The sequence below is a fragment of the Nocardioides sp. genome (genome assembly GCF_044226765.1).
GTDB lineage: Bacteria > Actinomycetota > Actinomycetes > Propionibacteriales > Nocardioidaceae > Nocardioides.
This window is the reverse complement of sequence record NZ_JBGAGJ010000010.1, coordinates 102,537-129,474: the sequence shown is the minus strand read 5'-3', so window position 1 is coordinate 129,474 and position 26,938 is coordinate 102,537. Positions and strand designations below refer to the sequence as shown.

At 73.5% G+C, this 26,938-nt stretch carries 27 protein-coding genes; 18 read left to right on the top strand and 9 right to left on the bottom strand.

The genetic code is table 11. From position 1 onward, the window contains the following. Positions 1-164 precede the first annotated feature (164 nt). Both ACILRH_RS18565 and ACILRH_RS18560 read right to left on the bottom strand, forming a co-directional pair. A complete protein-coding gene (locus tag ACILRH_RS18565) occupies positions 165-962 on the bottom strand; it encodes an LLM class flavin-dependent oxidoreductase (protein ID WP_395695546.1) in 798 nt (265 codons plus the stop codon). Beyond that, the gene (locus ACILRH_RS18560) at positions 959-1,696 is read right to left on the bottom strand and encodes a dienelactone hydrolase family protein (RefSeq protein ID WP_395695545.1); all 738 of its coding nucleotides are present in this window, start codon (positions 1,694-1,696) and stop codon (positions 959-961) included. The genes ACILRH_RS18565 and ACILRH_RS18560 overlap by 4 nt, the downstream gene beginning before the upstream one ends. Before the next feature lie 35 nt (positions 1,697-1,731). Between ACILRH_RS18560 and ACILRH_RS18555 the strand changes: the two genes are divergently transcribed. Beyond that, a complete protein-coding gene (locus tag ACILRH_RS18555) occupies positions 1,732-2,166 on the top strand; it encodes a hypothetical protein (protein WP_395695544.1) in 435 nt (144 codons plus the stop codon). Positions 2,167-2,218: 52 nt separating this feature from the next. Then, a complete protein-coding gene (locus ACILRH_RS18550) occupies positions 2,219-3,673 on the top strand; it encodes a cryptochrome/photolyase family protein (protein WP_395695543.1) in 1,455 nt (484 codons plus the stop codon). Between the two features lie 218 nt (positions 3,674-3,891). On the opposite strand, the gene ppk2 is transcribed toward ACILRH_RS18550, so the two are convergent. After that, the gene (ppk2, locus tag ACILRH_RS18545) at positions 3,892-4,704 is read right to left on the bottom strand and encodes a polyphosphate kinase 2 (RefSeq protein WP_395695542.1); all 813 of its coding nucleotides are present in this window, start codon (positions 4,702-4,704) and stop codon (positions 3,892-3,894) included. 16 nt (positions 4,705-4,720) lie between these two features. Between ppk2 and ACILRH_RS18540 the strand changes: the two genes are divergently transcribed. The 7 genes from ACILRH_RS18540 to ACILRH_RS18510 all read left to right on the top strand — a co-directional run bounded on the left by ACILRH_RS18540 (position 4,721) and on the right by ACILRH_RS18510 (position 11,497). After that, on the top strand, positions 4,721-5,239 hold the full coding sequence (locus ACILRH_RS18540; RefSeq protein ID WP_395695541.1) for a hypothetical protein: 519 nt from the start codon (positions 4,721-4,723) through the stop codon (positions 5,237-5,239). A 148-nt stretch (positions 5,240-5,387) separates the two neighbouring features. After that, positions 5,388-5,990 carry a hypothetical protein gene (locus ACILRH_RS18535; protein ID WP_395695540.1) on the top strand — a complete coding sequence of 201 codons (603 nt, stop codon included), beginning with the start codon at positions 5,388-5,390 and terminating at the stop codon, positions 5,988-5,990. Between the two features lie 2 nt (positions 5,991-5,992). After that, positions 5,993-6,625, top strand: coding sequence for a hypothetical protein (locus ACILRH_RS18530; protein WP_395695539.1), 633 nt, complete (start codon positions 5,993-5,995; stop codon positions 6,623-6,625). A 117-nt stretch (positions 6,626-6,742) separates the two neighbouring features. Continuing rightward, positions 6,743-9,058: a beta-glucosidase BglX gene (gene bglX / locus ACILRH_RS18525; RefSeq protein ID WP_395695538.1), complete on the top strand. Its 2,316-nt coding sequence runs from the start codon at positions 6,743-6,745 to the stop codon at positions 9,056-9,058. Positions 9,059-9,106: 48 nt separating this feature from the next. Next, on the top strand, positions 9,107-10,339 hold the full coding sequence (locus ACILRH_RS18520) for a DUF480 domain-containing protein (RefSeq protein ID WP_395695537.1): 1,233 nt from the start codon (positions 9,107-9,109) through the stop codon (positions 10,337-10,339). Beyond that, positions 10,336-10,692 carry a glutaredoxin domain-containing protein gene (locus ACILRH_RS18515; protein ID WP_395695536.1) on the top strand — a complete coding sequence of 119 codons (357 nt, stop codon included), beginning with the start codon at positions 10,336-10,338 and terminating at the stop codon, positions 10,690-10,692. The genes ACILRH_RS18520 and ACILRH_RS18515 overlap by 4 nt, the downstream gene beginning before the upstream one ends. Before the next feature lie 100 nt (positions 10,693-10,792). Further along, positions 10,793-11,497 carry a DUF6518 family protein gene (locus ACILRH_RS18510; protein ID WP_395695535.1) on the top strand — a complete coding sequence of 235 codons (705 nt, stop codon included), beginning with the start codon at positions 10,793-10,795 and terminating at the stop codon, positions 11,495-11,497. Between the two features lie 18 nt (positions 11,498-11,515). Here the strand turns inward: ACILRH_RS18510 and ACILRH_RS18505 are convergent, their stop codons facing one another. The 3 genes from ACILRH_RS18505 to kstD all read right to left on the bottom strand — a co-directional run bounded on the left by ACILRH_RS18505 (position 11,516) and on the right by kstD (position 15,640). After that, positions 11,516-12,973 (bottom strand): glycoside hydrolase family 5 protein, encoded by a 1,458-nt coding sequence (locus ACILRH_RS18505; RefSeq protein WP_395695534.1) that lies wholly within the window; start codon positions 12,971-12,973, stop codon positions 11,516-11,518. A gap of 97 nt (positions 12,974-13,070) precedes the next feature. After that, positions 13,071-13,922 carry a MaoC/PaaZ C-terminal domain-containing protein gene (locus ACILRH_RS18500; protein WP_395695533.1) on the bottom strand — a complete coding sequence of 284 codons (852 nt, stop codon included), beginning with the start codon at positions 13,920-13,922 and terminating at the stop codon, positions 13,071-13,073. Then, a complete protein-coding gene (kstD, locus tag ACILRH_RS18495) occupies positions 13,922-15,640 on the bottom strand; it encodes a 3-oxosteroid 1-dehydrogenase (protein ID WP_395695532.1) in 1,719 nt (572 codons plus the stop codon). Before kstD ends, ACILRH_RS18500 begins: the two co-directional genes overlap by 1 nt. A 34-nt stretch (positions 15,641-15,674) precedes the next feature. On the opposite strand from kstD, the gene ACILRH_RS18490 reads away from it, so the two are divergent. From ACILRH_RS18490 to ACILRH_RS18470, 5 genes are all read left to right on the top strand, one after another. Then, positions 15,675-16,484 (top strand): 2-keto-4-pentenoate hydratase, encoded by an 810-nt coding sequence (locus tag ACILRH_RS18490; RefSeq protein WP_395695531.1) that lies wholly within the window; start codon positions 15,675-15,677, stop codon positions 16,482-16,484. A gap of 3 nt (positions 16,485-16,487) precedes the next feature. Beyond that, positions 16,488-17,402 carry an acetaldehyde dehydrogenase (acetylating) gene (locus ACILRH_RS18485; RefSeq protein WP_395695530.1) on the top strand — a complete coding sequence of 305 codons (915 nt, stop codon included), beginning with the start codon at positions 16,488-16,490 and terminating at the stop codon, positions 17,400-17,402. Next, positions 17,399-18,496: a 4-hydroxy-2-oxovalerate aldolase gene (gene dmpG, locus ACILRH_RS18480; RefSeq protein WP_395695529.1), complete on the top strand. Its 1,098-nt coding sequence runs from the start codon at positions 17,399-17,401 to the stop codon at positions 18,494-18,496. The genes ACILRH_RS18485 and dmpG overlap by 4 nt, the downstream gene beginning before the upstream one ends. Before the next feature lie 105 nt (positions 18,497-18,601). Further along, positions 18,602-19,540 (top strand): SDR family NAD(P)-dependent oxidoreductase, encoded by a 939-nt coding sequence (locus ACILRH_RS18475; protein ID WP_395695528.1) that lies wholly within the window; start codon positions 18,602-18,604, stop codon positions 19,538-19,540. A gap of 11 nt (positions 19,541-19,551) precedes the next feature. Beyond that, positions 19,552-20,523: an AraC family transcriptional regulator ligand-binding domain-containing protein gene (locus tag ACILRH_RS18470; RefSeq protein WP_395695527.1), complete on the top strand. Its 972-nt coding sequence runs from the start codon at positions 19,552-19,554 to the stop codon at positions 20,521-20,523. A 58-nt stretch (positions 20,524-20,581) separates the two neighbouring features. Here the strand turns inward: ACILRH_RS18470 and ACILRH_RS18465 are convergent, their stop codons facing one another. Continuing rightward, positions 20,582-21,130 carry a hypothetical protein gene (locus ACILRH_RS18465; RefSeq protein WP_395695526.1) on the bottom strand — a complete coding sequence of 183 codons (549 nt, stop codon included), beginning with the start codon at positions 21,128-21,130 and terminating at the stop codon, positions 20,582-20,584. Then, positions 21,117-21,632, bottom strand: coding sequence for a SigE family RNA polymerase sigma factor (locus tag ACILRH_RS18460; protein ID WP_395695525.1), 516 nt, complete (start codon positions 21,630-21,632; stop codon positions 21,117-21,119). Before ACILRH_RS18460 ends, ACILRH_RS18465 begins: the two co-directional genes overlap by 14 nt. Positions 21,633-21,807: 175 nt before the next feature. Between ACILRH_RS18460 and ACILRH_RS18455 the strand changes: the two genes are divergently transcribed. The 4 genes from ACILRH_RS18455 to ACILRH_RS18440 all read left to right on the top strand — a co-directional run bounded on the left by ACILRH_RS18455 (position 21,808) and on the right by ACILRH_RS18440 (position 26,510). Next, complete coding sequence (locus ACILRH_RS18455; RefSeq protein ID WP_395695524.1) at positions 21,808-22,746, top strand: PAS domain-containing protein; 939 nt, start codon at positions 21,808-21,810, stop codon at positions 22,744-22,746. Then, a complete protein-coding gene (locus tag ACILRH_RS18450) occupies positions 22,743-23,462 on the top strand; it encodes a hypothetical protein (protein ID WP_395695523.1) in 720 nt (239 codons plus the stop codon). Before ACILRH_RS18455 ends, ACILRH_RS18450 begins: the two co-directional genes overlap by 4 nt. A gap of 204 nt (positions 23,463-23,666) precedes the next feature. Further along, complete coding sequence (locus ACILRH_RS18445; RefSeq protein WP_395695522.1) at positions 23,667-24,938, top strand: DUF222 domain-containing protein; 1,272 nt, start codon at positions 23,667-23,669, stop codon at positions 24,936-24,938. A gap of 27 nt (positions 24,939-24,965) precedes the next feature. Next, a complete protein-coding gene (locus ACILRH_RS18440) occupies positions 24,966-26,510 on the top strand; it encodes an FAD-binding oxidoreductase (RefSeq protein WP_395695521.1) in 1,545 nt (514 codons plus the stop codon). A gap of 26 nt (positions 26,511-26,536) precedes the next feature. On the opposite strand, the gene ACILRH_RS18435 is transcribed toward ACILRH_RS18440, so the two are convergent. Further along, on the bottom strand, positions 26,537-26,932 hold the full coding sequence (locus ACILRH_RS18435; RefSeq protein WP_395695520.1) for a molybdopterin-binding protein: 396 nt from the start codon (positions 26,930-26,932) through the stop codon (positions 26,537-26,539). Between the last annotated feature and the right edge of the window lie 6 nt (positions 26,933-26,938).

The following is a 26,938-nucleotide window of genomic DNA, read 5'->3' as shown; positions in this document are numbered from 1 at the left end:
GCGGGATGGCGCGACGCGGCTCACCGGCCCGCCGTGGTCATGGTGCCCCTGCGGTGCTGTGGTCGCATTCGCAGACGTGTACCGCGGTCGAAGCGACCACGACACCGCACCAGCGACCGTACCCACCGAACCACGGCCCAGCTCGCGGGTGATTCCGGCCCGACTCATGGGTGACTGGGGCCCAGGTCGACGAGGCGCTGGACCTCGGCGAGGTCGAGGTCGAAGGGGCCGACGCGGGTCAGCACCCAGGTGGCGCCGCGGTCCAGCCAGGGGCCGTGGTCCTGGTCGGCGCGCAGGTCGACGACGAGGTCGAAGTCCGAGGTGGGGACCTGCGCGGCCAGCGCGGACAGGTCGTCCGGCCCGTCGAGGCCGATGACGAAGTAGCCGTCGTGGCGCAGCGCCCGCCGCAGGGGCGCGGCGTTGCCGGACCGCCCGCCGAGCCAGATCGGCACCCGCGGTGCGGGCAGGAACCGGACGTCGCGCGCCGCGTGGTGCGGCCCGTCGTGGTCGACCCGCTCACCCGACAGCAGCCCGGTCAGCACCGCGAGCCCGTCGTCGAGCATCGCGCCGCGCACCTTCGGGTCGGGCTCGTCGCCGAACGCGCTGAACTCGCCGACCCAGTCGTCGCCGAGGCCCAGCCCGAGCACGAACCGCCCCTCCGAGAGCGTCGCGAGCGAGGCGGCCTGGCGGGCCAGCACCTGGGGCCGGCGGCGGGCCAGCGGGGTGACCATCGGGCCGAAGGACAGCCGCGACGTCCGCATCGCCACGGCGGCACAGCAGGTCCACACGTCTGCGATCGCGGCCACCCGGTCGCCGTACTGCAGGTGGTCCCAGAGGAAGAACCCCTCCCACCCGGCGTCCTCGGCGCGCGCCGCGAGGTCGCCGATGACGCGCGGGTCGGCGAGGGCGTCGAAGGGCGCGACGAAGAGGCCCCGCCGGGACGTCGGGGGCGGTGCGGTCACGCGGACGGCCGCAGCTTCTCGTCGAAGAACGCCAGCACCCGGTCGACCGCCTCCTGCGACCGCTGCTCGGTGACCGTGGAGTGTCCCTTGCCGTCGAGGTCGACGCGCAGGAAGGCGTCGCCGAGCTCGCGGGAGAGGGTCTCGAACCGGGTCCCGACCGCCACGTCCTTCGCGTAGCGCAGGCCCAGCACCTGGCAGCCGGCGGCGGCGCGCTCCTTGACCGCCGCCAGGTCGGCGGGGGAGAGGTTGAGGTCCGCGGCCCGCTTCTTGCCCACGGGGAAGGGCAGCGACGGCTGCGCGAGGACGGGCGCGGCCACTGAGGGGTCGACCATCATCGCCAGCGCGAACCCGCCCGTGAAGCACATCCCGAGCGCGCCGACACCGGGGCCGCCGAGCTCGTCGTGCAGGCTCCGGGCCAGGCTGCGCAGCCAGGTCGCGACCGGCGAGGTCTCACCGACCGCCATCGTGGTGAACTCCTTGCTGATGCACACGCGCGGGAGCACCTTCGCGATCGCGCCGCCGGTCGGCGGAGCCTCGGGCTTGCCGAACAGGTGCGGCATCACGACAGTGTGGCCGGCCGCGACGACCTCCTCGCCGAACCCGATCACCGTCGGGGTCAGCCCGGGGATCTCGTGGATGACGATGACGCCCGGTCCGCTGCCCTTGCGGTACGTCGGGTGGGTGACGCCGTCGGCCGTGTGCTGCCCGGGCGTCCAGGTGTCGAGGAGTGGCATGCGCCGAGTATCGCGGATGCGCGACCATCGGGGGCGTGACCCAGAGCGAGCGGCGACGCCGTCCGGCGTGGGCGTGGCTGGCCGCCCGGCCCGGCGACGTCGTCGACGTCTTCGTCTACGTGGTCGTGCTCAACCTCGCGGTGGAGTACTTCCCCGCGGTCATCAGCGAGACGTTCACGCTGTCGCTGCTCACCGCGGTGCTGCTCAAGCTGGCGCTCGAGGTCGTGCTGCGGGTCAAGTCCGCGGTGCTGGACCGCCACCGGAGCGCGGAGACCGCCGTGGGCAAGGTCCTGGCGCTCCTGGCTCTCTGGGTCGTCGCCGCCGGCAGCAAGCTGGTCGTGCTGGGGCTGGTCGACCTGGTCTTCGGCGACCGGGTCAGCCTCGGCGGCTTCGTCTCGGTCACCGCGCTCGTCGTGTGCCTGCTGCTCTCCCGGGCGGGCGTGCGCCGGCTGCTCGGCGAGGAGAGCTAGGGGTGGACCGGACGAGGAGTGCCGCACCCCGGTCCCGGGGACAGATCGGGTCATGAGGGAACGACGGGTCCGGCTGGTGCTGCCGCACCAGCTCTTCGCCGAGCACCTCGACGCGCCCGCGGGCACCGCGTTCGTGCTGGTCGAGCACGACCTGCTCTTCCGGCACTACCGGTTCCACCGCCAGAAGCTCGTCCTGCACCGCGCCTCGATGGACCGCTTCGCCGATCGGCTGCGGGCGGCCGGCCGGGCCGTCGAGGTGGTCCGCACCGACCCCGGGCGAGCCTCCCGCGACCAGCTCGACCGGGTCCTGCGCCACCTCGACCCCACGGTCATCGAGTCCTACGACGTCGTCGACGACTGGCTCGAACGGGACCTGCCGATGGTGGACCGGTGGCTCGAGACGCCGGGGTTCCTCACCAGCCGGGCCGAGGTGGACGGCTGGTTCGCCGGTGCCGGCCGGCAGGTGCGGATGCAGCACTTCTACACCTGGCAGCGCCGCCGCCTCGGCGTCCTGCTCGACGGGACGGGTCCGGAGGCGGGACCGGTCGGCGGACGCTGGTCGTTCGACGAGGAGAACCGCAAGAAGCTGCCGCGCGGGCACCCCGTGCCCACCGTGGCGCGACCCGCCCGTCACCCCGCCGTGGACGAGGCGATCGCCTGGGTGCGTGAGGCGTTCCTCGACAACCCCGGGGAGGTCGACGAGTTCGCCTGGCCGACCAGCCACGAGGAGGCCGCGGCGGCGTACGACGACTTCCTCGCCCATCGGTTCGCCGAGTTCGGACCCTACGAGGACGCGATCTCCGTGGCGCACGGCACGCTCTTCCACTCCATGCTGACGCCGGGGCTCAACATCGGGCTCATCGACCCCCGCGACGTGCTCGCCCGGGCGCTGGCCGCCGACGGCGTGCCGCTCGCGTCGCTCGAGGGGTTCGTGCGTCAGGTGATCGGCTGGCGCGAGTACATGCGGGCGACGTACGTCCGCTGGGGCCGCCGGATGCGCTCGCGCAACCACCTCGGCCACACCCGGGCGCTGGCCGACGGCTGGTGGACCGCCGAGACGGGCCTGCTGCCCGTCGACACCGTCGTGGGCCGCGTGCTGCGCACCGGCTACGCCCACCACATCGAGCGTCTGATGGTGCTCGGCAACGCGATGTGCCTGCTGCGCACCGACCCCGAGGCCGTGCACGAGTGGTTCATGGAGATGTTCGTCGACGCCTACGACTGGGTGATGGTGCCCAACGTGCACGCGATGAGCCAGTTCGGCGCCGGCTCCGCGATCACGGCCAAGCCGTACGTCTCCGGCTCCAACTACCTGCGCCGGATGAGCGACTTCGGGCCGGGGGAGTGGCGCGACGACTGGGACGCGCTCTACTGGACCTTCGTCCGCGACCACCACGACGTCTTCGCCGGGAACCCACGCAGCCGCCAGGTCGCCCGTCTGTACGACGGGCTCGACCCGGCCCGCAAGGCGGCGCACACGCGGCGCGCCCAGGGGTGGCTGGCCTGACCGGCTCCGCCGTGCCGCCGGGAGGTCATCCGAGGTGGCTGCTGGGGCGACCTGTTCGTATGACGTCCTGGGGGCGCGGGCGGGAGGTCATCCGTGGTGGCTGCCGGGGTGACCGGTTCGTATGACGTCCCCGGGGGGCCGGCGGGCTCCAGATCGCCACCAAGAACTCCGGCCGCGAGGACAGCGTGCGCATCGTGCTCACCGACTGACCGACCGCGTCAGCCGCCCAGCATGCTCGCGACGTGGTCGGGGACGTAGGTCAGCTGCTCGCGCGGCGGCCGCTGGTAGCCGGTCGCGGCCGGCCGCTCGGGGATCGAGGTCGGTGCCTCGTCGTCGACGTCGGTGTAGGGGATCGTCGAGAGCAGGTGGGCCATCATGTTCAACCGGGCCTCCTTCTTCACGTCGCTCTCGACGACGTACCAGGGCGCCTCGGGGATGTCGGTGTGCACCATCATGTCGTCCTTGGCGCGCGAGTACTCCTCCCAGCGCGTGATCGACTCCAGGTCCATGGTGGAGAGCTTCCACCGCCGCATCGGGTCGTCGAGCCGGTCGCGGAAGCGGCGCTGCTGCTCCTCGTCGCTGACCGAGAACCAGTACTTGCGCAGCAGGATCCCGTCCTCGACCAGCATCCGCTCGAAGATCGGGCACTGGTGCAGGAACCGCCGGTGCTCCTCGGGCGTGCAGAACCCCATCACCCGCTCGACGCCGGCCCGGTTGTACCAGGAGCGGTCGAAGAGCACGACCTCGCCGCGGCTGGGCAGCTGGCCCACGTAGCGCTGGAAGTACCACTGGCCGCGCTCACGCTCGCTGGGCTGGGGCAGGGCGGCGATCCGCGCGACGCGCGGGTTGAGGTACTGCGTGATCCGCTTGATCGTGCCGCCCTTGCCGGCGGCGTCGCGACCCTCGAAGACCACGACGAGGCGGGTGCCGCTGGCGCGCACCCACTCCTGCACCTTGACCAGCTCGGCCTGCAGGCGGAAGAGCTCGGCCTCGTACTCACGCGCCCCCAGGCGCTTCTGCGGCTTGACCATGAGGCAGCCTAAGCACGTGGTGAGGCTGCATGCGCTGGACCTTGTGCCCGACCTGGAGGGCCAAGAGGCGGTACGCCGGGACTGGCAGGCGCTGCGCGACGCCGGGCTGCCCTCGCAGCTGGACCACACCGGCCACTCGAACGCCCCGCACGTCACCGTCGTCTCCGCACCCCATCTCCCCGAGGACGTCGTCGACCTCGCGCGGGTGCGGCTGGGCAGCCTGCTGCCGGTCCGCGCCCGGTCCGCCGGCCTGTTGCTGCTCGGCGGCGAGCGGCTGACGGTCGCCCGCGCGGTCGACATCGAGGACGACGTCGTACGCCGGGTGCTCGCGGTCCGCGTGCACGTCCCCGACCGCCAGCACGTGGGCTGGCTGCCGCACCTCACGCTGGCGCGCCGGCTGGACCGGGCCATCGCGCAGCGTGCCGTGGACGTCCTGGGCCACGCCGACGTCGAGCTGTCCCTGACGACGCTGCGTCGCTGGGACCCCGACCGGGACCGGGTCACCGTCGTCGCCGAGGCGCGACCTGGCGCGTGACGATCGTCACTCCCGACCGCACGGCCCGCCGGTGAGTCCGGGTCTACGGTCGGCACAGGGGCACGAGTCGTGCTCCGGCTCGGCGGTCCACCTCGGCCCGGCCGCGGCTCTCGTCCGAGACCGCGGCGGCTCGACGGAGGAGGTCGTCATGAGACCACGCAGCGCCACCTGGATCGCGGTGTCCGCGCTGGCAGCCGGCACGGTGCTCGCCCTCGCCCCGGTGGGGGCGAGTGCTCAGGACGCCGTCCACCCGGTCATCCACCGGGGGAGCGTGTACGGGGCCCTGCCTGGCGCGAAGGGCGGCATCGGCTCGCCGTACGTCTACTGCTCCGACGAGGAGACGAGCCCGGTCGTGACCTGGCGCGTCACCAACCTGCGCACGGACGACGTGATCCGCAAGCACTGGACCGGCGGTGCCTACTACATGCTCCGCGTGCCCGCCGGACGCTACGTCGGCGAGACGACGGCGCGGTGCGGCGAGTCGACCGACACCCGGACCGACGCCATCCTCGTGCGTGAGAAGTCGGACGCCACCACGATCAACCGGGCCGAGTTCGACCGGATCAGGAAGGGCATGACCGAGTCGCGGGTCGCGGACATCGTCGGCTACCGCGGTGACCTGATCGGCACCTTCGACGGGACGACCTACCGCACCTACGAGAAGATGCCGTTCGCGCAGTGGTGCCAGATCCAGTACCGGGACGGCCGGGTCACCGTCAAGGAGTGGGTCGTCGAGGGCGTCGGGGGGTAGTCGTGCGGACGAAGCTGGGAGCCCTGCTCACCGGCCCGACCCTGGTTCTGGCCCTCGCCGGCAGCCTGCTGGTCGCGCCGAGCGCGAGCGCCGCGGTGCACCCGACCATCGACCGGGCCAGGGCGTACGCCGCCCCGCAGGGTGGCAAGGGCGGCATCCTCGCGCCGTACGTCACGTGTTCGGACTACTCGACGCAGCCGAGTGCCACCTGGGTGCTGACCGACCTCGGGACCGGCGCCAGCCGCCGCTGGCACTGGGCCGGGGCGGACCATCGGACCCGCTTCCCGCGGGTCGACCCGGGGCGCTACTGGAGCACGATCCGTGCCGCGTGCGCCGGCACGTTCGCCGAGCGGGCGCAGACGCTGGTGGTCACCGAGAAGACGGCGCGCCGCACCGTCTCGCAGGCCGAGTTCGCCCGGATCCACCGGGGGATGACGGCACGCCAGGTCGCCGCGGTGATCGGCTACCCCGGCTACCGGGTGGGTGGCACCGCGGGGCACCGGATGTACCGCCTCTACGACCGGATGGCGTTCACCCAGACCGCTGAGGTGGTGTTCTGGTTCGGTCGGGTCGAGCAGAAGTACTGGGTCTCCGGAGGTGGTGACCGATCCCGAGGGGCCGGGCGGGGTTTGTGACACCGGTCACGCGGGCACGGACGTGATGCCCTCGCGGGTGCGGGCACGTGGTCGCCGCGCGGGCCCGACCGTCACCCCCGCCGGTCGGCCACGACCGGTGCCCGCGGAGGAGCTCTCATGCGACGACTCGCGATCTCGGGCGCGGTCCTGGCGCTGACACTGACCGGCACGGCGACCGCCAGCACGGTCCTCGCGCCCGGCCGGGCGCCGGACGAAGCGGCCCTGGCGCCCACCCGCGGACCGGCGGACCGGTCCATCGAGCAGCGGATCGACCAGCTGCTGCGCAAGATGACCACGGCGGAGAAGCTGCAGCAGGTCCAGCTGCTGTCCGACGGCCAGGTCACCGACGCCGACGCCAAGGCCGGCGTCGGTGGCGTCTTCAGCCTGACGGACCCCGCCAAGATCAACCGCCTCCAGCGGATCGCGGTCCGGCAGTCCAGGCTGCACATCCCGATCCTCTTCGCCTACGACACGATCCACGGCTACCGCACGATCTTCCCGGTGCCGCTGGGCGCCGCCAGCTCGTTCGACCCCGACGTCGCCCGCGCCGACGCGCGGATCGGGGCCCGCGAGTCCGCGACCGTCGGCATCAAGCAGGTCTACAGCCCGATGGTCGACGTCTCCCACGAGCCACGGTGGGGCCGGATCGTCGAGGGCAACGGCGAGGACCCCTACCTCGGCTCGGTGATGGCCGCCGCCCGGGTCAAGGGGGCGCAGGGGCGCAGCTACCGCGCGCCCGACCGGGTCGTCACCAGCGTCAAGCACTACGTCGGCTACGGGCAGCCCGAGGGCGGCCGGGACTACAACACCACGGACATGTCCGAGCAGCGGCTGCGCAACCTCTACCTGCCGCCGTTCAAGGCCGCGATCGACGCCGGCGCGGACACCGTGATGTGCTCCTTCAACTCGATCAACGGCGTCCCGGGATGCGCGAACCCTTACACCGAGACGACGATCCTCAAGAAGCAGTGGGGCTTCGACGGCTTCATCGAGAGCGACTACACCGCCGTCGCGGAGACCCGCGCGTGCCCGCCTCGCACCCCCGACGAGGGCCCGTGCGGCCACGGGACCGCGGCCGACGGGCCGAGTGCCGGCGCCGCCGCGCTGATGGCCGGCACCGACTCGGAGATGGTCAGCACCTACATCCGCGACTACGGCAAGCAGCTGCTCGCCCAGCACCGCATCACGAAGTCCCGGCTCGACGACGCCGTGCGTCGCATCCTGCGCGTGAAGTTCCGGGCCGGGCTCTTCGAGCACCCGTACGTCGACCAGTCCAAGGCCTCCGACCCGGCGAGCTTCCTGACCGCCGCCGACCGGCGGACGGCGCGCACCGCGGCGGCGCGCTCGATGGTGCTCCTCCAGAACGAGGACGCGACGCTGCCGCTGGACCCGTCCGCCGACACCGCCGTGATCGGCCCGCTGGCCGACGACCAGCACGACGTCCTCGGTCCCTGGTGGGGCCAGGGCCGCGACGAGGACGCCGTCAGCGTGCTGCAGGGCGTGCGTGACGGATCGACCGGGACGACGACGTACGCGAAGGGGTGCAGCCTGAGCAACGAGGAGCCGCCGGCGTACGACCCGGCGGACGACTGCGCCTCGGACTCCGGGTTCGCCGACGCGGTGGCGACGGCGCAGGCGGCCGACCAGGTCGTGCTGGTCGTGGGGGAGACCCGCGAGATGAGCGGTGAGGCGACCACGCGGAGCACCCTGGACCTGCCCGGCCGGCAGGAGGACCTGGTCGACGCGGTCGCGGCGACCGGCAAGCCCGTGGTGGTCGTGCTGCTCAACGGTCGTCCGCTCACGCTGTCCGGCGTCGTGGCGTCGGCACCGGCGGTGCTCGAGGCCTGGTTCCCCGGCACCGAGGCCGGGCACGCGGTCTCCGACGTCGTGTTCGGGAAGGTGAACCCGAGCGGCAAGCTGCCGGTGTCGTTCCCGCAGACGCTGGGCCAGGTGCCGATCTACTACAACCACGAGCCGACCGGCCGGCCCTGCGACGTCACCCAGAAGTACGTCTCGCGCTACCGCGACCTGCGCAGCTGCGACCCGCTGTTCCCCTTCGGGTTCGGGCTGAGCTACACGACGTTCTCGGTGTCCGACCTCCGGCTGAGCCGCACCACCATGCCGCGCACGGGCCGCGTCGTCGCGTCGATGAAGGTGACCAACACCGGTGACGTGGCCGGCGCCGACGTCGCGCAGCTCTACCTCCACGACCCGGTCGCCAGCATCTCCCAGCCGGTGCGGCGACTGCGCGGGTTCGAGCGGGTCGCCCTGCAGCCGGGGGAGTCGAAGGTCGTGCGGTTCACCCTGGACGCGAGTGACGTCGGCTTCTACGACAACCGGGGGAAGTTCGTCGTCGAGCCGGGGACGATCGAGGTCTATGCCGGTGACGACTCGACGGCCACGCTGCGCAGGACCTTCCGCGTCACCCGCTGAGCGACGCGTCACGGCCAGGGGGCGCGGGGAGGTCGGTACCGTCGGAGCGTGACCGACCTCCCTGCGCTCGACCCGCCCCTGGACGCACCCCTGGACGCGCCCCTGGACGCCGAGGAGCGGCGGGTGCTCGGCAGCCTGCTCGAGAAGCAGGTGACCGTCCCCGCGAGCTACCCGTTGACGCTGAATGCCCTGCGCGCCGCCTGCAACCAGACCAGCAGCCGCGAGCCGGTGACCGACTACGACGAGCAGACCGTCGAGCAGGTGGGCCGTCGGCTCAAGGACCGCGGGCTGGTGCGGATCGTGTGGTCCGACTCCGGCCGCCGGACCCTGAAGTACCACCAGACGCTCGGGGAGGTGCTCCGGCTCGGCGACGACGAGCGGGCGCTGCTGACCGTGCTCCTGCTGCGCGGGCCGCAGGCGCCGGGGGAGTTGCGCACGCGCTCGGACCGGCTCCACGTGTTCGCCGACCGGACGGCGGTCGAGGTGACGCTGCGGGCGATGGCCGCTCGGGGTCTGGTGCGCGAGCTGCCCCGACGTGGCGGCGACCGCGACGCCCGCTGGGTGCACCTGCTGGGCGACGCACCCGGCGAGGCGACGGCTCCGGAGACTGCCCCGGTGCTCGACGTGCTGGCCGGGGGCGCTGCGGCGCGCGACGAGCGGGTGCGGGCGTCCTACGACGCGGTCGCGCCGGCGTACGCCGACAGCCTGCTCACCGAGCTCGACGGGCTGCCGTTCGAGACGTGGCTGCTCGACCGGGTCGCCGCCCACGCCGGCGGGGGAGCGGTCGTGGAGGTCGGGTGCGGCCCCGGCCACGTGACGGCGTACCTCGCGGACGCGGGCGCCGACGCCACCGGCATCGACCTGTCGCCCGGCATGGTGGCCGAGGCGCGGCGCCGCTTCCCCGCCGGCTCCTACGAGGTCGGCGACCTGCGCCGGCTGATGCGCCCGACGAGCGCGCCGGGGTGGTCGGCGGTGCTGGCGTGGTACTCCCTGATCCACCTCGCGCCCGCCGAACTCCCCGACGCGGTCGCCGCCCTCGCCCGGCCGCTGCTGCCCGGCGGCTGGCTGGTGCTGGCCCTGCACGCCGGGCTGCCGGCCGCCCACCACGACACCTGGTTCGACGTCCCCGTCGACCTCGACTTCGCCCAGCACGACCGGGAACGGGTCGTCGCCGCGGTCGAGGCCGCCGGGCTCGTCGACGTCGAGTGGTACCTCCGGGGCCGGCTCGGTGCCCGCGGTGAGGTCAGCGACCGGCTCTACGTGGTGGGGCACCGGGCGTGAGCGTGCTGTCCGCGGTCCTGCTCGTCATCGCCGGCCTCTACCTGGTGGTGACGCTGACGCCGGTCGCCTTCCCGAGATCCCCCGGCGACGCTGCCGGCCGAGTGCGCGCGGACGAGCACGGCGTCCCCCTGATCTACTGGCGACCCGGGTGCGTGTTCTGCCTCCGCATGCGGTTCGCTCTCGGACCCGCGGGCGGCAGGGCGGTGTGGGTGAACATCCGCCGGGACCCCGACGCAGCTGCTCGCGTCCGGTCGGTCAACGACGGCGACGAGACCGTGCCGACGGTCTTCGTCGGCCAGCAGGCCCACACCAACCCCGCGCCCCGGTGGGTCCGGGGCCTCCTCGCGGGCTAGGCACGGGCGCGCCAGATGGGGAGACCGGGCGGTACCTGGCGCCAGCACGCCGGTACTTCAGGCGGAGGTGTGCGCGCCGGCCCGGCGACAGGCTGGACGCATGACGATCTCCGCGGTCCCCACTCCTCCGCCGGCCACGGCTGCACGGTCGGCCCCTGCCGACACGCCGCCGTGGGCGGCGCTGCCCCTCGCGCTGCCCCTCGCGTTGGGCCTCGCGCTCGTCACGGGCGCGCTCCTCGGCGTGGTGGACCTGGCCTGGAACCTGTCCGACCCGTCGGCCTGGTCCGCCGCGGCCAACTCCTGCGCGGTCTGGGCAGGGGCGGCCTACGTGCTGGGCGCCGTGCTCGCGGTGGTGCTCCGCACGGGTCCGGCCACGGGTGCGGTGGCCGGCGCCGCGATGCTCGTCGTGGCGGTCGAGGCGTACTACGCGGCCGGGATCTGGTGGTCCGGGGACGACCGATCGGTCCTCACGTCGGCGTCGACGCAGACGTGGCTGCAGCTCTCGGTCGCCGTGGGCGGCGTGCTGGGGGCCGCCGGGACGTGGGCCGTGCGCGGCCGCTGGCTGCCGGCGTCGATCGCCACCGCGCTCGGGGTGTCGGTGCTCCTCGGGGACGCGGTGCACGTCTGGGTCGCGCAGCCGCCCGGCGCCACGCCCGGCATCGCGACCTGCCTGGCCGTGCTGGGTGTCCTCATGCTGGCCGCCTCGGTACGGCGTCCTGCGGTCGCTGCCACAGCAGCGCTCCTCAGCGTGCCGGTCACGCTTGTCGTCGCGGCTGCCTTCACCGCGGCGGGCGTGGCCGCCTGACGGTGCCCAGCTCCCGACTCAACGGTGGCCGGGGGTGATCCGCAGCTCCCAGGTGGCCCGGGTGGCAGCACGCGGGGTCACCGTCACCGTCCGGGCGCCGGTGCGCGACGGTGGCGACACCACGACGCGGGCCGCGGCCGGCCGCCCCCGGGTGTCGGTGACGCGGACCCGGAGCCGGTCGCCGAACCCGGTCGGCACCACGACCTGCGTCGCGAGGTTGCGCCGGGGTCGGTAGCGCAGGTCGTAGGCGGCCGGCGTCGCGCGCTCGGACACCGTGGCGCCCCCGAGGACCAGCGGGTAGGGCCGGCCGGCGGCCGCGTGCCCGGACCCGATGTGACCCTGGTCGTCCGACAGCAGGCAGTAGCCCGAGCCGGTGGCCGACCGGCAGCCGTACCAGATGGCCCAGCCCGTGGCGAACCGCGCGAAGCTGGCCACCTGCTGCTTCACGAGCGCGACGTTGCCGGGGTGGGCGGCGTCGGCGTTGCTCGGACCCCACTCGCCGATGATCACCGGGAGGTGGTGGCGGCGCGGGTAGCGGGTGATCATCGACTCGTAGGCACCGACCCAGCCGCTGGAGGGGTCCCAGTCGTCGCCGCCCTCGACCGCGGTCGAGTACGCGTGCGGCGCGTAGCCGATGCGCGGGGCTCCGTGGCGAGGGTCGTCGATGCCGGGGAGTCCCGGCGAGATGCCCTCGCCGACCAGGACCGTGGGCTCGATCCAGAGCCACGAGCGCTGGTCGACGGTGCGGATCCCGGCAACGAGTCGGTCGTACATCGCCGGGAGCTCGTCCTGCTCGAACGTGCGCGAGGTCCAGAACGGCTCGTTGAAGAGGTCGTAGCCGAGCAGCGCCGGCGAGCCGGCCAGCTGGTCGGCGAGGTAGGTCCAGGCGTCCACCTGTGCCTGCCGGAGGTCGGCATCGCCGTAGAGGTGGGTGAAGGCGGCCTTCACCGCGGGGTCGAAGTAGTTGATGAACCAGTTGCCGGGGTCCGGGGTGAAGACGTGCCCGTCGGTGCGGGTCGCCCACGTCGGGGCACCGTCGAAGCCGGGGAACGCCGGCCCGAAGACGTCCTGGTGCCAGTCGACCAGGACGAGCAGCCCGTACTCGTGCGCCCAGGCGAGCACGTCCTCGATGTGTTGCAGGTACGCCGCGTCGTACAAGCCCTGCGCCGGCTCGAGCTTGCTCCACTGGATCGGGAGCCGGAGCAGCGTGAAGCCGGCCGCGCCGAGGTCGGCGACGTCGTCCTCGGTGATGTCGTCGGTCTTCCCCAGGTTGGCCCCGTGCAGCTGCAGGGCCCGCCCCGACGAGTCGGCGAGCAACGTATTGCCGGCGGCGTCGCGGACGGTGCGGGTCGGGAAGGACACCTGGGTCTCGAGCTGCGGCGTGGAGGCCACCGCGGGCGTCGCCGGGGCCAGGGTCGCGATCATGGCGACGGTGAGGCCGGCGACGGCGGTCGCCAGGCGTGCGGTACCGGACATCGGCTGCTCCTCGTGGCTCCTAGGGACGGGAGGTCGCGTGATGCTAGCCATACCGGACGCGCGATGTCTGGAGATTGCCGGCTCTGCTAACGGGTCCTCAGCCTGACGTCGTGAGCACCACGTCCCCGAGCACCGGCGCCCCGTCGCGCTCGCCGCCGGCGACCGACGCCGAGGCGACGATCCGGTCGCCCTCCCGCCAGGCGCGGGTGCGGATCGTCTCGCCGGGGAAGACGACGCCGGAGAACCTCACGCCGAAGCCGGCGACCCGGCTGGCGTCGCCGTCGAGCACCCCGTCGGTCAGGGTGCGCAGCACGATGCCGTAGGAGCACAGGCCGTGCAGGATCGGTGCCGGGAACCCGGCCCGCCGCGCGAACTCGGGGTCCGCGTGCAGCGGGTTGCGGTCGCCGCAGAGGCGGTAGAGCAGCGCCTGCTGGGGCAGCACGTCGTAGGTCGCGTCCAGGTCGGGCGCCCGGTCGGGCAGCTCCACCGGCGCCGACGAGCCACGGTCGCCGCCCCAGCCGCCCTCGCCGCGCACGAAGATCGAGGACCGGGTGGTCCAGAGCCGCCGGCCGTCCGGTGCGGTGGCCACGCCCTCCTGCCAGATCACCGCGGCCTTGCCCTTGTCCCAGATCTCGCTGATCCGGGTCGTCACGGTCGCGGACCCCGAGGTGGCGAGCGGGCCCTCGACCGCGATCGACTGCGAGCCGTGCACGACCTGGGCGAGGTCGATGTCGCAGCCGGGCAGGTCCAGCGGCGGCGGGTCGCTGGCGTGGAAGGTCGGCGCGACCACGCCGAACGACGGCAGCACCTGCAGGCCGGCGGTCTCCAGTGTGTACGACAGGTCGGTGGCGCCGATCGCGAGGTGGTAGAGCAGGACGTCGCTCTCGGTCCACGTGAACTCCAGCGAGCCGAGCTCGGCGCCGATCGCGACGTCGGGGTCGATGGGCATCAGGCGGTCTCCCGGTTCGTGTCCGCAGCGGCGGCCTCGCCGGCGATCGTCTCGGCCGCGAGGTAGCCGAAGGTCAGCGCCGGCCCGATCGTGGCGCCCGGGCCGGCGTAGGTGCGGCCCATCACGGCGCTGGAGCAGTTGCCGGCGGCGTAGAGGCCGGGGATCACCGAGCCGTCCGGACGCAGCACCCGGGCGTGCTCGTCGGTGACCAGCCCGCCCTTGGTGCCGAGGTCGCCGGGCACGATCTTCACGGCGTAGAACGGCGCCTGGTCGATCGTGTGCAACGACGGGTTCGGCTTCACGGTCGGGTCGGAGTAGTACTTGTCGTAGGCGCTCTCACCGCGGTGGAAGTCCTCGTCCACGCCGCTGCGGGCGAAGCCGTTGAAGCGCGTGACCGTCTCGGTCAGGGCTCCGGGCGGCAGGCCGATCTCGGCAGCGAGCTCCTCGAGGGTCGCTGCCTTGACGACGGTGCCGTTCTTGTACCAGCGCCCCGGGAAGGGCTGGCGCGGCGAGAGCCCGGCGAACAGGTAGCGGTTGCGGTAGCGCTGGTCGATGACCATCCAGGCCGGCACGTGGCCGACGCCGGTCGCCTCGCCGCGGTAGATCTCGTGCACCGCCTCGACGTACGGCAGCGCCTCGTTCATGAACCGCTCGCCGGCCTGGTTGACGATGATCGACCCCGGCAGGTTGCGCTCGGCGAGGCAGAACCACGGCCCGGAGGGCAGCGGGATCGTCGGGCCCCACCAGGCGTCGTCCATCAGGTCGGTCTGGGCGCCGGCCGCGATGCCCGCGAGGATGCCGCCGCCGGTGTTGAACTGCGAGCCCGTCGTCCAGTCCACCGAGGTCGGCTGGGGCTGGAACTTCTCCCGCATCTCCAGGTTGCGCTCGAAGCCACCGCTGCCGAGCACGACCCCTCGGCGGGCTCGGACCACGCGTTCCTCGTCGCCCTGCCGCACCCGGACGCCGACCACGCGGCCGTCCTCGATCACGAGGTCGGTCAGCTCGGTCTCGTAGTGGACCGGGACCCCCGCGTCCATCAGCCCCTTGCGCAGCCCGATCGCGATCGCGTTGCCCATCGCGTACATCTTCTGGCCGCGCAGCAGGCTGACGATGCGGCGCAGCAGCACCTTGGCCATGGTGACCGGGCCGCGGACCGTGCGCAGGCCCAGGCTGATCTTCCGGAAGTCGGCCTGGGTGACGATCATGTTCGCCGGCGCCTTGGTGTACTGCGGGTGCAGCCGCGCCAGCTCGTCGCCGAGGAACCGGGCGTCCATCGGGACCGGCTCGGCCGACCGCCCCGCGGTGCGGCCACCGGGCGCCTCGGGGTGGTAGTCGGCGTACTGCGGCACCCAGACGAACCGCAGCGGCGTGCGGGCCCGGATGAAGTCCATGACCTCCGGGCCACGGTCCAGGTAGGTGTCGCGGCGCACCTTGGGCACCACGTCGCCGACGATCGAGTCGAGGTAGAGGCGCGACTGTGCGGGGTCGTCGCCCTGCCCCGCCGCCTCGAGCGCGTAGTTGTTGGGGATCCACACGCCCCCGCCGCTGCGTGCGGTCGAGCCGCCGAAGTAGGCGCTCTTCTCGACCACGACGGTCTCCAGCCCGCGGGCGGCCGCGGCCAGCGCCGCGGTCATGCCGGCCCCGCCGGCGCCCACGACGACGACGTCGACGCTCTCGGGCAGGGCGGCCGGAGGCGGGCCGGGGAGGGGGGTCGCCATGGCGCAAAACTGTAACAGGTTCTACTGTGGTCCGGTGGCCACACCCGACTCCGTCCACGCCGCTGTGGCGCGCCTCTCCGAGGCCGCCGCGACCGGCGTCCCGTGCGCGCCCGTGCGCGACCTGATCGGCACCGAGGACCTCCCGGCGGCGTACGCCGTGCAGCAGGGCCTGGTCCGGGCCCGGCTCGAGGCCGGGGCGACCGTGGTGGGACGCAAGATCGGCGCCACCTCGAAGGCCGTGCAGGACCAGCTCGGCGTCGACCAGCCCGACTTCGGCTACCTGCTCGACGACATGGACGTCTCCGCCCAGCATCCGGTGTCGATGGCCCGGCTGCTGCAGCCGCGGGTCGAGGCGGAGGTCGCCTTCCGGCTCGGCCGCGACGTCGCGCCGGCGTCGGCGGACGACATCACGCTCGAGTCGGTCCGTGCCGCCGTCGAGGTGGCGCTGCCGGCGCTCGAGATCGTCGACTCCCGGATCGACCAGTGGGCGATCACCTTCACCGACACGGTCGCCGACAACGCCTCGAGCGGCCTCTACGTGGTGGGCGCCGAGGGCCGTCCCCTGGCCCCGCACCCGGACGGGGTCGAGCCGGTCGACGTCGAGATGTCGCTGACGATCAACGGCGAGGTCCGCTCCAGCGGCACCGGCGCCGCGTGCCTGGGCGACCCCCTGGAGGCGCTGCGCTGGCTCGCCGTGCAGTGCCACCGCTTCGGTGACCCGCTGCGCGCCGGCCAGGTCGTGCTGTCGGGTGCGCTCGGACCCTTCGTGCCGTTCGCGCCGGGCGACCGGGTCGTGGCGTCCATCAGCGGGTTCGCGCCCCTGTCCGTCGAGTTCGAGGAGTAGCGCATGACCAAGCTGACCGCGGCCATCGTGGGGCCGGGCAACATCGGGACCGACCTGATGTACAAGCTGCTGCGCTCTGCCGAGGACGGGGGGAGCATCGAGCCGCGCTGGATGATCGGCGTCGACCCGAGCAGTGAAGGCCTGCGGCTGGCCGCCGACCGGGGCCTGGTCGCCAGCCACGAGGGCGTCGACTGGCTGCTCAAGCAGGACGAGCTGCCCGACCTGATCTTCGAGGCGACGTCGGCCTACGTGCACCGCGAGTACGCCCCGCGCTACGAGGAGGCCGGCATCCGGGCGGTCGACCTCACGCCCGCGGCGGTCGGCCCGGCCGTCATCCCGCCGGTCAACGGCCGCGACCACCTCGGCGCGATGAACGTCAACATGATCACCTGCGGCGGGCAGGCCACCATCCCGATGGTCGCCGCGGTCTCGCGGGCCGCCGCTGCGTTCGGCGGGGTGTCGTACGCCGAGATCGTCGCCTCGGTCTCGTCGGTCTCGGCGGGGCCCGGGACGCGCGCCAACATCGACGAGTTCACCCGCACCACCGCACGCGGGGTCGAGGAGATCGGCGGGGCCGAGCAGGGCAAGGCGATCATCATCCTCAACCCGGCCGAGCCGCCGATGATCATGCGCGACACGATCTTCTGCGCCGTCTCGCCCGACGCCGACCGGGACGCCATCGTGCGGTCGGTCTTCGACATGGAGAAGGCCGTGCAGGAGTACGTGCCCGGCTACCGGCTGCTCCAGGAGCCCCAGCTCGACGAGCCGTCCGAGGCCACCCGCGGGCAGCTCAAGGTGTCGGTGTTCGTCGAGGTCGAGGGCGCGGGCGACTACCTGCCGCCGTACTCCGGGAACCTCGACATCATGACCGCCGCCGCCACGCAGGTCGCGGAGAACATCGCAAGGAGCCTCTCGTGACGGACATCAATGCGCTCGCCCGCACCTGGTCCGGCGCCCACGGGGACGACCCGTGGGGGCACCTCGACCTGCGGCTGACCGACACGTGCCTGCGCGACGGGTCGCACCACAAGCGACACCAGTTCACCGCCCAGGAGTGCCACGACATCGTCGAGGCCCTCGACGGCGCCGGCGTCCCCGTCATCGAGGTGACCCACGGCGACGGGCTCGGTGGCTCGTCGTTCAACTACGGGTTCTCCAGGACGTGGGAGCAGGAGCTGATCAAGATCGCGGCGGAGACCGCGAAGCGGGCGAGGATCGCCTTCCTGATGCTCCCGGGCGTCGGGACCAAGGACGACATCCGTGCCGCGCAGGACAACGGCGGCCAGATCTGCCGGATCGCGACGCACTGCACCGAGGCGGACGTGTCGGTCCAGCACTTCGGCCTGGCCCGCGACCTCGGCCTGGAGACTGTCGGGTTCTTGATGATGAGCCACACGCAGCCGCCCGAGGTGCTGGCGAGGCAGGCCCGGATCATGGTCGACGCCGGCTGCCAGTGCGTGTACGTCGTGGACTCGGCCGGCGCCCTGATCATGGAGCAGACAGCGGACCGGGTGTCGGCGCTCGTCGCGGAGATCGGGTCGCAGGCCGACGTCGGGTTCCACGGCCACGAGAACCTCGGCCTCGGCGTGGCCAACACCGTCATCGCCGCTCGCGCCGGTGCGACCCAGATCGACGGCTCCGTGCGCCGCTTCGGCGCGGGTGCGGGGAACACGCCGCTGGAGGCCTTCATCGGCGTCTGCGACAAGCTCGGCTGGGTGACCGGGGTCGACTTCCTGCAGGTGGTGGACGCCTCCGAGGACGTCATCAAGCCCGCCATGCCCGAGGAGTGCCAGCTGGACCGGATGACGTTGATGATGGGCTACGCCGGCGTCTACTCGAGCTTCCTCAAGCACGCGGGCAACGCCGCCGACCGCTACGGCGTCTCGGGCGCCGCGATCCTGCTCGAGGCCGGCCGGCGCAAGCTGATCGGCGGCCAGGAGGACCAGCTCATCGACATCGCCTTGATGCTCAGGCGCGAGCAGGACAAGGCGGCGGCGAACGCCGGCGCCTGAGCCGTGGCGCGATCCGGCACTGTGCTGGCGCGATCTGCCATACCGGTCGAGCCGGCGGGTCGTTAGGTTCGAGGGACGAACCCCCGACCCACAGGAGCTCCGACCGTGACCTGGACCATCGACGACATCCCCGACCAGACCGGTCGCACCGTGGTCGTGACCGGCGCCAACGGCGGCCTCGGCCTGGAGTCCACCCGGGCCCTGGCCGGCGCCGCGGCGCACGTGGTGATGGCGGCGCGCAACCAGGAGAAGGCCGAGGCGGCGCGGCGAGACGTCCTCGCCACGCATCCGGGCGCGTCCCTGGCGATCGTGCCGCTGGACCTCGGCTCGCTGGAGTCGGTCGCCGGGGCGGCCCGGGTGATCCTGGCCGACCACGACCGCATCGACGTCCTGATGCTCAACGCCGGCGTGATGGCGATGCCGGAGGGCCGCACCGTCGACGGCTTCGAGACCCAGCTGGGAGTGAACGTGCTGGGGCACTGGGCGCTGCTCTCGCGGCTGCTGCCGGCGGTGGTCGCCGCGCCCGGCGCTCGCGTCGTCACCCTCTCGAGCATCGCCCAGCACCAGGGCCGTCGCATCGACCCCGCCGACCCGCACCGGGCCGGCCGCTACGACCCCTGGACGCAGTACGGCACGACCAAGCTGGCGATGCGGCACCTCGCGCAGGGGCTCCAGGCACGGTTCGCGGCGGCCGGGATCGACGCGCTCGCCGTGCCGGCACACCCCGGCTACACGAACTCCGACCTGCAGTCGACGACGGCGCACGCCGGAGGGGGCGGCCGCCTGGGACGGTTCTACGACCGACTGGCCGACCTGGTCGGGATGAGTGTCCCCCGGGGCGCCCTGAGCCAGCTGCGCGCCGCGACCGACCCGCACGCGCGACCGGGTGTGATCTACGGTCCGCTGTTCACCGTCAGCGGCCCCCCGGTCGCCAAGCCGCTGGTGCGACCGGGCTCAGCCGAGGCGATCCGGCGCCTGTGGGAGGTGGCGGAGCGCGAGACCGGGTTGGCGGTCGAGCCCGGCGCCGTCATACCGCACCGCTGAGCGGACCGGGCGTGCGTGAGATCGCGGTCGGTCCGGCGGCCCGGACACTCCTGGCCGACCTCGGAGTCGACCCCCGGGTGCTGCTGCGGCGCGCCGGTCTCCCACCGGAGGCGCTGGCCGGGGCGGGGACGATGCCGCTGGCCGACTACTACCGGCTGTGGCAGGCGCTGGAGGACCAGACGGGTCCGGACCTGGTCGTCCGGGTCGCCGAGCTGCTGCGCCTGGAGTCGGTCGACCCGGCGGTGCTGGCCGCGCTGTGCAGCGAGGACCTGGTCGCCGCTGCTCACCGGATCGCGACGCACAAGGCCCTGCTCGGTCCGCTGACCCTCGCGGTGGAGGACGACGAGCGCGGGCTCCGGCTGACCGTCGGCTTCCCCGACGTCCCGACGCCACCGCCGGTCGTGCTGCACGTCGAGCTCGCGTTCTGGGTGCGCCTGGCGCGGACCGGCACGCGCACCCGGGTCGTGCCCGTCGCGCTCACTGCGCCGGTGCTCCCGCCCGCGGGTGTCGTCCACGAGCTCGTCGAGGTGCTCGGCGCCCCGGTGCGACGCGGTGCGACCACGTCGGTCACGTTCTCCCGTGCCGATGCCCGGCGCCGCTTCGTGACGGCCGACGACGCCCTGAGGTCCTCCCTCGACGACGTCCTGCGGCGCAGGCTCGCCGAGCAGGGTGGTGGGCGGACGTCGGACGCCACGGCGGCTGCCCTGATGGAGCTGCTCCCCGCGGGTCGGGCCGTGACGGCCGAGGTCGCGCGGCGCCTCGGCACCAGTCCGCGCACCCTCCAGCGTCGCCTCGCCGAGGAGAGCACCACCTTCGGCGACGTCCTCGACCGCACCCGCGCCGAGCTCGCCGCCCACTACCTGCGGGAGGGTCGGCACTCGGTGGCCGAGATCGCGTTCCTCCTCGGGTACGACGACCCCGGATCCTTCTACCGGGCGCACCGGGCCTGGACCGGCACGTCACCGCGGGCCGCGAGCCGCTGAGCGCGGGGCACGTCGCGGCCGCGACCAGCGCGGCCGTCGGCCGGCCGGCCGCCCTCGCTCACGGCCGGTCGCCGTGCCGGAACAGGTCGACCAGCTGGTCTCGCGTCCACGTCGGCGAGAGCACGGCGAAGACCCGGCCGTCGTTGCGGGTGGGCGCCTCCACGTAGAGCGCGTGGTCGCCGCTCGCCGGGTCGACCCCGACCCAGGCGCGGGTGCCCTCGGGGGAGTCGATCCGCGTCGCGTCCGCCGGCACACTGACCTGGCTCTGGACGTAGAGGTCGTCGACGTGGGCCGCCCGGGCCCCGCTGCGATAGCTGAAGGTGAAGCCGGCGACCTCGACGGTCCGGGTGACCACCCGCGGGGTGGTGACGGGCGCGGCGGAGGTGGCCGGCGACTCCGCACGCGGGGCACCGGCGTCCTCCGGTGCGGTCGAGGCGGTCCACACGACCGCCAGGGTCGTGGCTACGGCGGCGGTCGAGGCGAGGGGCACGCCCCACGTGGCTGCTGCGCTGCGCGGCGCGGGCACCCGGCCGGCGTACGCGAGGTCCGCGGCGGCCTCGCGGAAGGCGCCGCCCAGCTGGCGGGTCAGGTCGTCATCGGTCAACATCGGCGTTCTCCTTCTCGGGGACGAGCGCGGCCCGGAGACGTTCCAGGGCGCGTGAGGTCTGTGACTTGACGGTGCCGGGCGAGCAGCCCAGCGCGGCGGCGGTCTCGTCGACCGGGAGGTCGTCGAAGAAGCGCAGCACGAGCACCGCCCGCTGCCCCGGCGGGAGCTGGGCCGCGGCCCGGAGCAGCTCGTCGCGGTCGAGCACCCCGTCCACGACGCTGACCGCCGCCGGCGGGTCGACGTCGTCGATCGGGGCGACCACGGGCCGGCGGGCGAGGTTGCGCCAGCGGTCCTTGGCCAGGTTCACGACCACGCGGCGTGCGTAGGCCTCGGGCGCTTGGCGGGCGACCCGCCACCGGCGCGCCGTCCGCAGCAGTGCCGTCTGCACGATGTCCTCGGCGTCACCGCGGTCACCGCACAGCAGGTACGCCGACCGCACCAGCCGGTCAGCCGAGGCGGCGACGAACTCCTCGAACGCCCGTCGGTCCCGGCCGGGGATCATCGCTCTCTCCGTGTCGTCACACCCTGAAGAACTCCGGACCGTGCTCCGGGGTTGTCATGCCGTGGGCTCGTGGGTGCTCGCCGGCGATGCTAGGCGAGGACCCGGGCACCTCGGCACCCCGTGCTCGGGTCCGTGGACTCCTCCGACCCTGCCCGCTGCGCACCATGCTGGTCACGTGACCGTGACCCAGGGCTCACCAAGTCCAGCCGCCCCTCCCTCCGAGGCTGAGCTGCTGCACGGCCTCGGGCAGGCCGTGATCGCCACGGACCCGGAGGGGCGGATCGTGTTCTGGAACGCCGCGGCGGAGGACATGTACGGCTGGACGGCGGCGGAGGTGCTCGGTCGCGACATCGCCGAGGTGACGGTGCCGCAGATGTCCGCGACCGCCGGGGCCGAGATCATGGACGCGCTGCGGCACGGCAGCTCGTGGTCGGGCGGCTTCGCGGTGCAGCGGCGCGACGGGGAGGTGCTGCACGCGCTGGTGACGGACGCGGGTATCTACCGTGACGGCGTCCTGATCGGCATCGTCGGTGAGTCGCTCAACCTCGGCGCCGCCGTGCGACACCTCATGGAGCGCTCCAGCGACGCGGCGGTCGTGCTCAACGAAGACCACGTCGTCAGCTACGCGAGCCCGGCGGTCACCACGATCTTCGGCTGGCCGGTCGCCGAGCTCGTCGGAGCGCGTCTGGACGAGCGGATCCACCCCGAGGACCGGGTCGCCTTCGTCGAGCTGGTCGACGACGACGCCCCCGGGGCCGAGCGCGTCGACGACCTCCGGGTGCGTCATGACGACGACTGGGTCCGGGTCGAGGTGGCGGTCACCGACCTCTACACGACGCCGGACGTGCGCGCCCAGGTCTGCAACATCCGGCGCAGCGAGCGGCTGGCCCGCCTCGAGGAGCGCGAGCGGCTGCTCGATGCCGTGCACTCCGAGGTGCTCCAGGACCTCTTCGCCGCCTCCCTCGAGCTCGACCGCGTGCTCCTCCGCGCGGGACCCGGGCTGCTGCCCCGGCTCGAGGCCGCCCGGGAGACCGTCGGCCGGGCGATCGGCACGCTGCGCGAGGTCGTCAAGCCTCCGGCGGCGGCCGGTGGCTGCGCGACACTCCGGGGGTGATCGGCTCTCTCGATGGTGACGAGCACGGGGATGGACTCGATGCCGACGCCATCAAGGCGCTCACCTTCGTCGAGCAGGGCTTCGTCGAGCTCGGGTCGCTGATCGAGACGTCGGATCCGCGAGACGTGGCCGACTGGCACCCGGAGATTGGCGTGCGGATGCAGAACTTCGACGACACCTGCCAGTGGGTGGCGCGCAGGACCTGGTGGCGAGCTCGGATGCGGCACAATGCCGGCATGCCTGCCCCCTCCGCCGAGCCCTCGGGCCGCAGGGTGGACCCCGGCACCGGGCGCCTCGACCGCCGGATCCTCATCAGCAACCTGGCGTCCGGGGCGGCATGGTTGCTCCTGCTGACGCCCCCGTGGTCGGACGGCTTCGGCGGCCTGGGCCTGTTCCTGCTCGGTGCGGCCTACGTCGGTGCCGTCAGCGTGTTCTTCGCGTTCATGTACGCCAGGGCCAATCTGACCAGACGGCAGGAGCTGGCCACCTGGGTGGGGCCGTGGCTCCTGGCGTGCCTGCTGTGGTCCGACCTGCTCAGCGGCCTCAGCCCGGATCCGGGGCAGAGCTGGGCGGCCGCCGCGTGGATGGCGGTGTTCTTCGGGTTCCTCGTCGGGACACCCTGCTACCTCGCCTGGCAGGTCCTGGCGCTCGTGGTCCGGCAGGTCTGGGCATGGCGGTCCGGCGAGTCCCTGCTGCCCGAGGATGTCGAGGGCTGAATCACCGGCCGTGACGCCCTCGCCGTGGGTGTGGAGAAGCTTGACCCCGGATCGCACGTGTGTTCTAATAGTCGTAGATGCAGTAGTCCTGCGGTCCGCTCGTGGGTGGATCCGTTGCTCGTCTGGTGACGCGCTGGCATCGACGTTCGTGCAGTCCCGTGTGGTTCTCAGTCCCCGGGCGTCCGTCGATCCTCTGGTGTGTCCGTGTCTGCTGCTCCCGATGTCTCCTCGCACCCGGTGCTGGCTGCTGCCGCCGCGGTGGCGTCGGCGGTGTCGTCGGTGGGTGGGGTGGACCCGGTGTTCATGACTGTCGAGGACAAGGCGGCGGCGCTGCTGGAGCTCAGTCGCGGGATCGACCGGTTGGAGGAGCTGCGGGTGCGGGTCCTGGCCGCGTCCGGCGACGTGGCGGACCGGGACGGGGCGCGGGACGCCGCGGCGTGGCTGGCGCACCGCGGCCGCCGGGACCGGGGCGAGTGCCGCCGCCGGCTCCGGCTGGCCCAGGCGCTGGCCGACCATCCCCAGGTGAGTGCTGGGCTGCGGTCGGGTGCGGTGAACCTGGCCCAGGCCGAGGTCCTCACCGCCGCGGTCGACGCCCTGCCGGACGAGGTCGACGCCGGCGTCCGGGCGGCCGCCGAGGACCGGCTGGTCGACGAGGCGGCCCGGTTCGGGCCCCGCCAGCTCCGGGTGCTGGGCCGCCGGGTGCTGGAGGTGGTCGCGCCCGAGGTCGCCGAGGACCACGAGGGCCGGCTGCTGGCCGACGAGGAGACCCGCGCCCGCCGCGGCACCTTCCTGCGCCGCCGCCGGGTCGGCCCCGGGATCAGCGAGCTGGTCTTCCGCGGCCCCGACCATGTCTGCGACCGGCTGATGGCCTACCTCGAAGCCCTCACCAACCCCCGCCGCCCTGACCGCCAACCAGACCAACCGGACCAGCCCGCCGACCACCAGCAGCAGCCACCAGACCGGCGACCCTACGACCAGCGGATGGGCGCCGCGTTCGCGGCGTTCCTCGAGGCCGTCGACCCGGCCCGGCTGCCGCTGCACGGCGGCGACGCGACCACCGTGATCATCACCGTCACCCTCGCCGAGCTCTGCCAGGTCCTGGGGGTCGCCCACACCGGCGACCAGCCGCTCTCCGCAGGCGAGGCCCGGCGCCTCGCGTGCACCGCCGGGATCATCCCGGTGGTCCTCGGCGGGACCGGTGTGGTCCTCGACGCGGGCCGGACCCGCCGCCTCTACTCACCCACCCAACGCAAGGCGCTGGCCGTGACCCAACCCACCTGCCGCGCCGAGGGCTGCGACATCCCCGCCGCCTGGTGCGAGGCCCACCACGCCGGTGACCCCTGGGCCGCCGGCGGCCGCACCGACCTCACCGACGCCGCCCTGCTCTGCGCCCACCACCACCACCGCGCCCACGACCACCGCTACCGCACTCAACGCCACGCCGACGGACGCCTCACCTTCCACCGGCGGACGTGAGGAGGTGCGGGGTCGTACGGTGTGCCCGTGACGAGCTGGAGCCGGCGGGCTGTCCTGGGTGCCGGGGCGCTCGGCGCCCTGACCGCGTGCACGTCCGACGGCGGCTCGTCGTCCGCACCCACGCCGGCGCCGTCCTCGGCCTCGTCCGCCACCACCTCGCCGACGCCGTCGGGCAAGCCGCCGTGGAGCCAGCTGCAGCGCTCCGTCCAGGGCACGCTCACGCTGCCGGGAGACCCGGACTACGACCAGGTCCGGCTGCTGGAGAACCCGCGGTACGACGGCGAGCACCCGCTCGCCGTGCTGTCGGTCGCGTCCGCGGCGGACGTGGCGGCCGGGTTCGCGTTCGCCCAGGACCACGGGCTGCCGGTGGCCATCCGCTCGGGTGGGCACAGCTACCCCGGGTGGTCGGGTGGGGGGAAGCCGAAGGCCCTGGTGGTCGACGTCCGGCCCCTCGACCAGGTGCAGGTCACCGGGTCGACCGCGACGGTCGGCGCCGGCGCGGCGCTGGCGCACGTCTACGACGTCGTGGGCGGGTCCGGCCGCGCGATCGCCGGCGGGTCGTGCGCGACGGTCGGGATCGCCGGGCTCACCCTGGGCGGCGGGGTCGGCGTGCTCACCCGGGCGATGGGGCTGACCTGTGACGCCGTGCAGTCGATGCAGGTCGTCACCGCCGACGGCACCATCCGGACCGCCAGCGCCGACGAGGAGCCGGACCTCTACTGGGCCCTGCGTGGCGGAGGCGGGGGGCACCTCGGCGTGGTCACGTCGTTCGTGCTCGACACCCAGGAGGCACCCACGCTCAGCACCTTCTACCTCGCGTGGTCCCTCGACGCGGCGCCGGACGTGGTCGCCGCGTGGCAGGGGTGGGCACCGTCCGCCGACCACCGGCTGTGGTCGACGCTCAAGGGGCTCGGCGGCCAGAGCCACCCGTCCGGCCCGACCCTGCTGCTCTCCGGCACGTGGACCGGTCCGTCCTCGGCGCTCGACGGCCAGCTCGCCGGGCTCCTCGACCACGTGCCCGCACCGTCGACGCGCTCGACGAAGGTGCTCGGCTACCGCGACGCGATGATGTCGTACGCCGGCTGCGCCTCGATCCCGGCCGACAAGTGCCACACCGGCCCCGGCGGGGACCTGCAGCGCGAGGCGTTCGGCGCGACCTCGCACGTCGCCTACGACCCGCTGGACTCCGCGGGCATCGGCGACCTGGTCGACCAGGTCCAGGCGGCGCAGTCCTCGGGGCTGAAGGAGGCCGGCATCTCCATCGACGCCCTCGGCGGGCGCGTGCGGGATCTCGCCCCCGGCGACACCGCGTTCGTGCACCGCACGGCGCTCGCGACCGTGCAGTACACCGCGACGTTCCCGCCCGGCAGCGCGAAGGCGGCGGACGCCTACGTCCGGGGGTTCCGTGCTGCGATGACGCCGCACTGGGGCAGCCACGCGTACGTCAACTACGCGGACCCGACGATCACGGACTACCTGCCGGCCTACTTCGGCGCCAACGCCGACCGGTTGGCGCAGGCACGCAGCACCTACGACCCGCACGGGTTCTTCACCCAGCCCCAGGACTTCTGAGCGCCGGACGACCCGGCGGCCGCGGATCAGCCGTGCGCCGACCGGGGGGCCGCCTCGACGACCACGTTCGTCGCCTTGACGACGGCGGTCGCCGGCACGCCGGGCTCGAGGCCGAGCTCGTCGGCGGCCTCGCGGCTCATCAGGGAGACGACGCGGTAGTCGCCGCAGGCGAGCTCCACCTTGGCCATCACGCCGTCGCGCTCGACGGAGACGACCACGCCGGCGAACCGGTTGCGGGCGCTGGACACCTTGTCCGGCCCCGCGAGCGAGGCGATCAGAGGCGCCAGGTCGGCTGCCGGCAGCACCCGCTGGTTGCCGCGGCGCTCGAAGGTGACCCGGCCGGCGGACTCCCACCGGCGCAGCGTGTCGACGCTGACCCCGAGCGCCTGGGCGACCTCACCGATGCGCAGGTACTCCGCCACGGCGCC

What these genes read in the sequence shown, in the direction of transcription:
- ACILRH_RS18560 (WP_395695545.1), bottom strand. Translation starts at nt 1,696, where the DNA reads ATGCCACTCCTCGACACCTGGACGCCCGGGCAGCACACGGCCGACGGC.
- ACILRH_RS18550 (WP_395695543.1), top strand. Translation starts at nt 2,219, where the DNA reads ATGAGGGAACGACGGGTCCGGCTGGTGCTGCCGCACCAGCTCTTCGCC.
- ppk2 (WP_395695542.1), bottom strand. Translation starts at nt 4,704, where the DNA reads ATGGTCAAGCCGCAGAAGCGCCTGGGGGCGCGTGAGTACGAGGCCGAG.
- ACILRH_RS18535 (WP_395695540.1), top strand. Translation starts at nt 5,388, where the DNA reads ATGAGACCACGCAGCGCCACCTGGATCGCGGTGTCCGCGCTGGCAGCC.
- bglX (WP_395695538.1), top strand. Translation starts at nt 6,743, where the DNA reads ATGCGACGACTCGCGATCTCGGGCGCGGTCCTGGCGCTGACACTGACC.
- ACILRH_RS18510 (WP_395695535.1), top strand. Translation starts at nt 10,793, where the DNA reads ATGACGATCTCCGCGGTCCCCACTCCTCCGCCGGCCACGGCTGCACGG.
- ACILRH_RS18505 (WP_395695534.1), bottom strand. Translation starts at nt 12,973, where the DNA reads ATGTCCGGTACCGCACGCCTGGCGACCGCCGTCGCCGGCCTCACCGTC.
- ACILRH_RS18500 (WP_395695533.1), bottom strand. Translation starts at nt 13,922, where the DNA reads ATGCCCATCGACCCCGACGTCGCGATCGGCGCCGAGCTCGGCTCGCTG.
- kstD (WP_395695532.1), bottom strand. Translation starts at nt 15,640, where the DNA reads ATGGCGACCCCCCTCCCCGGCCCGCCTCCGGCCGCCCTGCCCGAGAGC.
- ACILRH_RS18485 (WP_395695530.1), top strand. Translation starts at nt 16,488, where the DNA reads ATGACCAAGCTGACCGCGGCCATCGTGGGGCCGGGCAACATCGGGACC.
- ACILRH_RS18465 (WP_395695526.1), bottom strand. Translation starts at nt 21,130, where the DNA reads ATGTTGACCGATGACGACCTGACCCGCCAGCTGGGCGGCGCCTTCCGC.
- ACILRH_RS18460 (WP_395695525.1), bottom strand. Translation starts at nt 21,632, where the DNA reads ATGATCCCCGGCCGGGACCGACGGGCGTTCGAGGAGTTCGTCGCCGCC.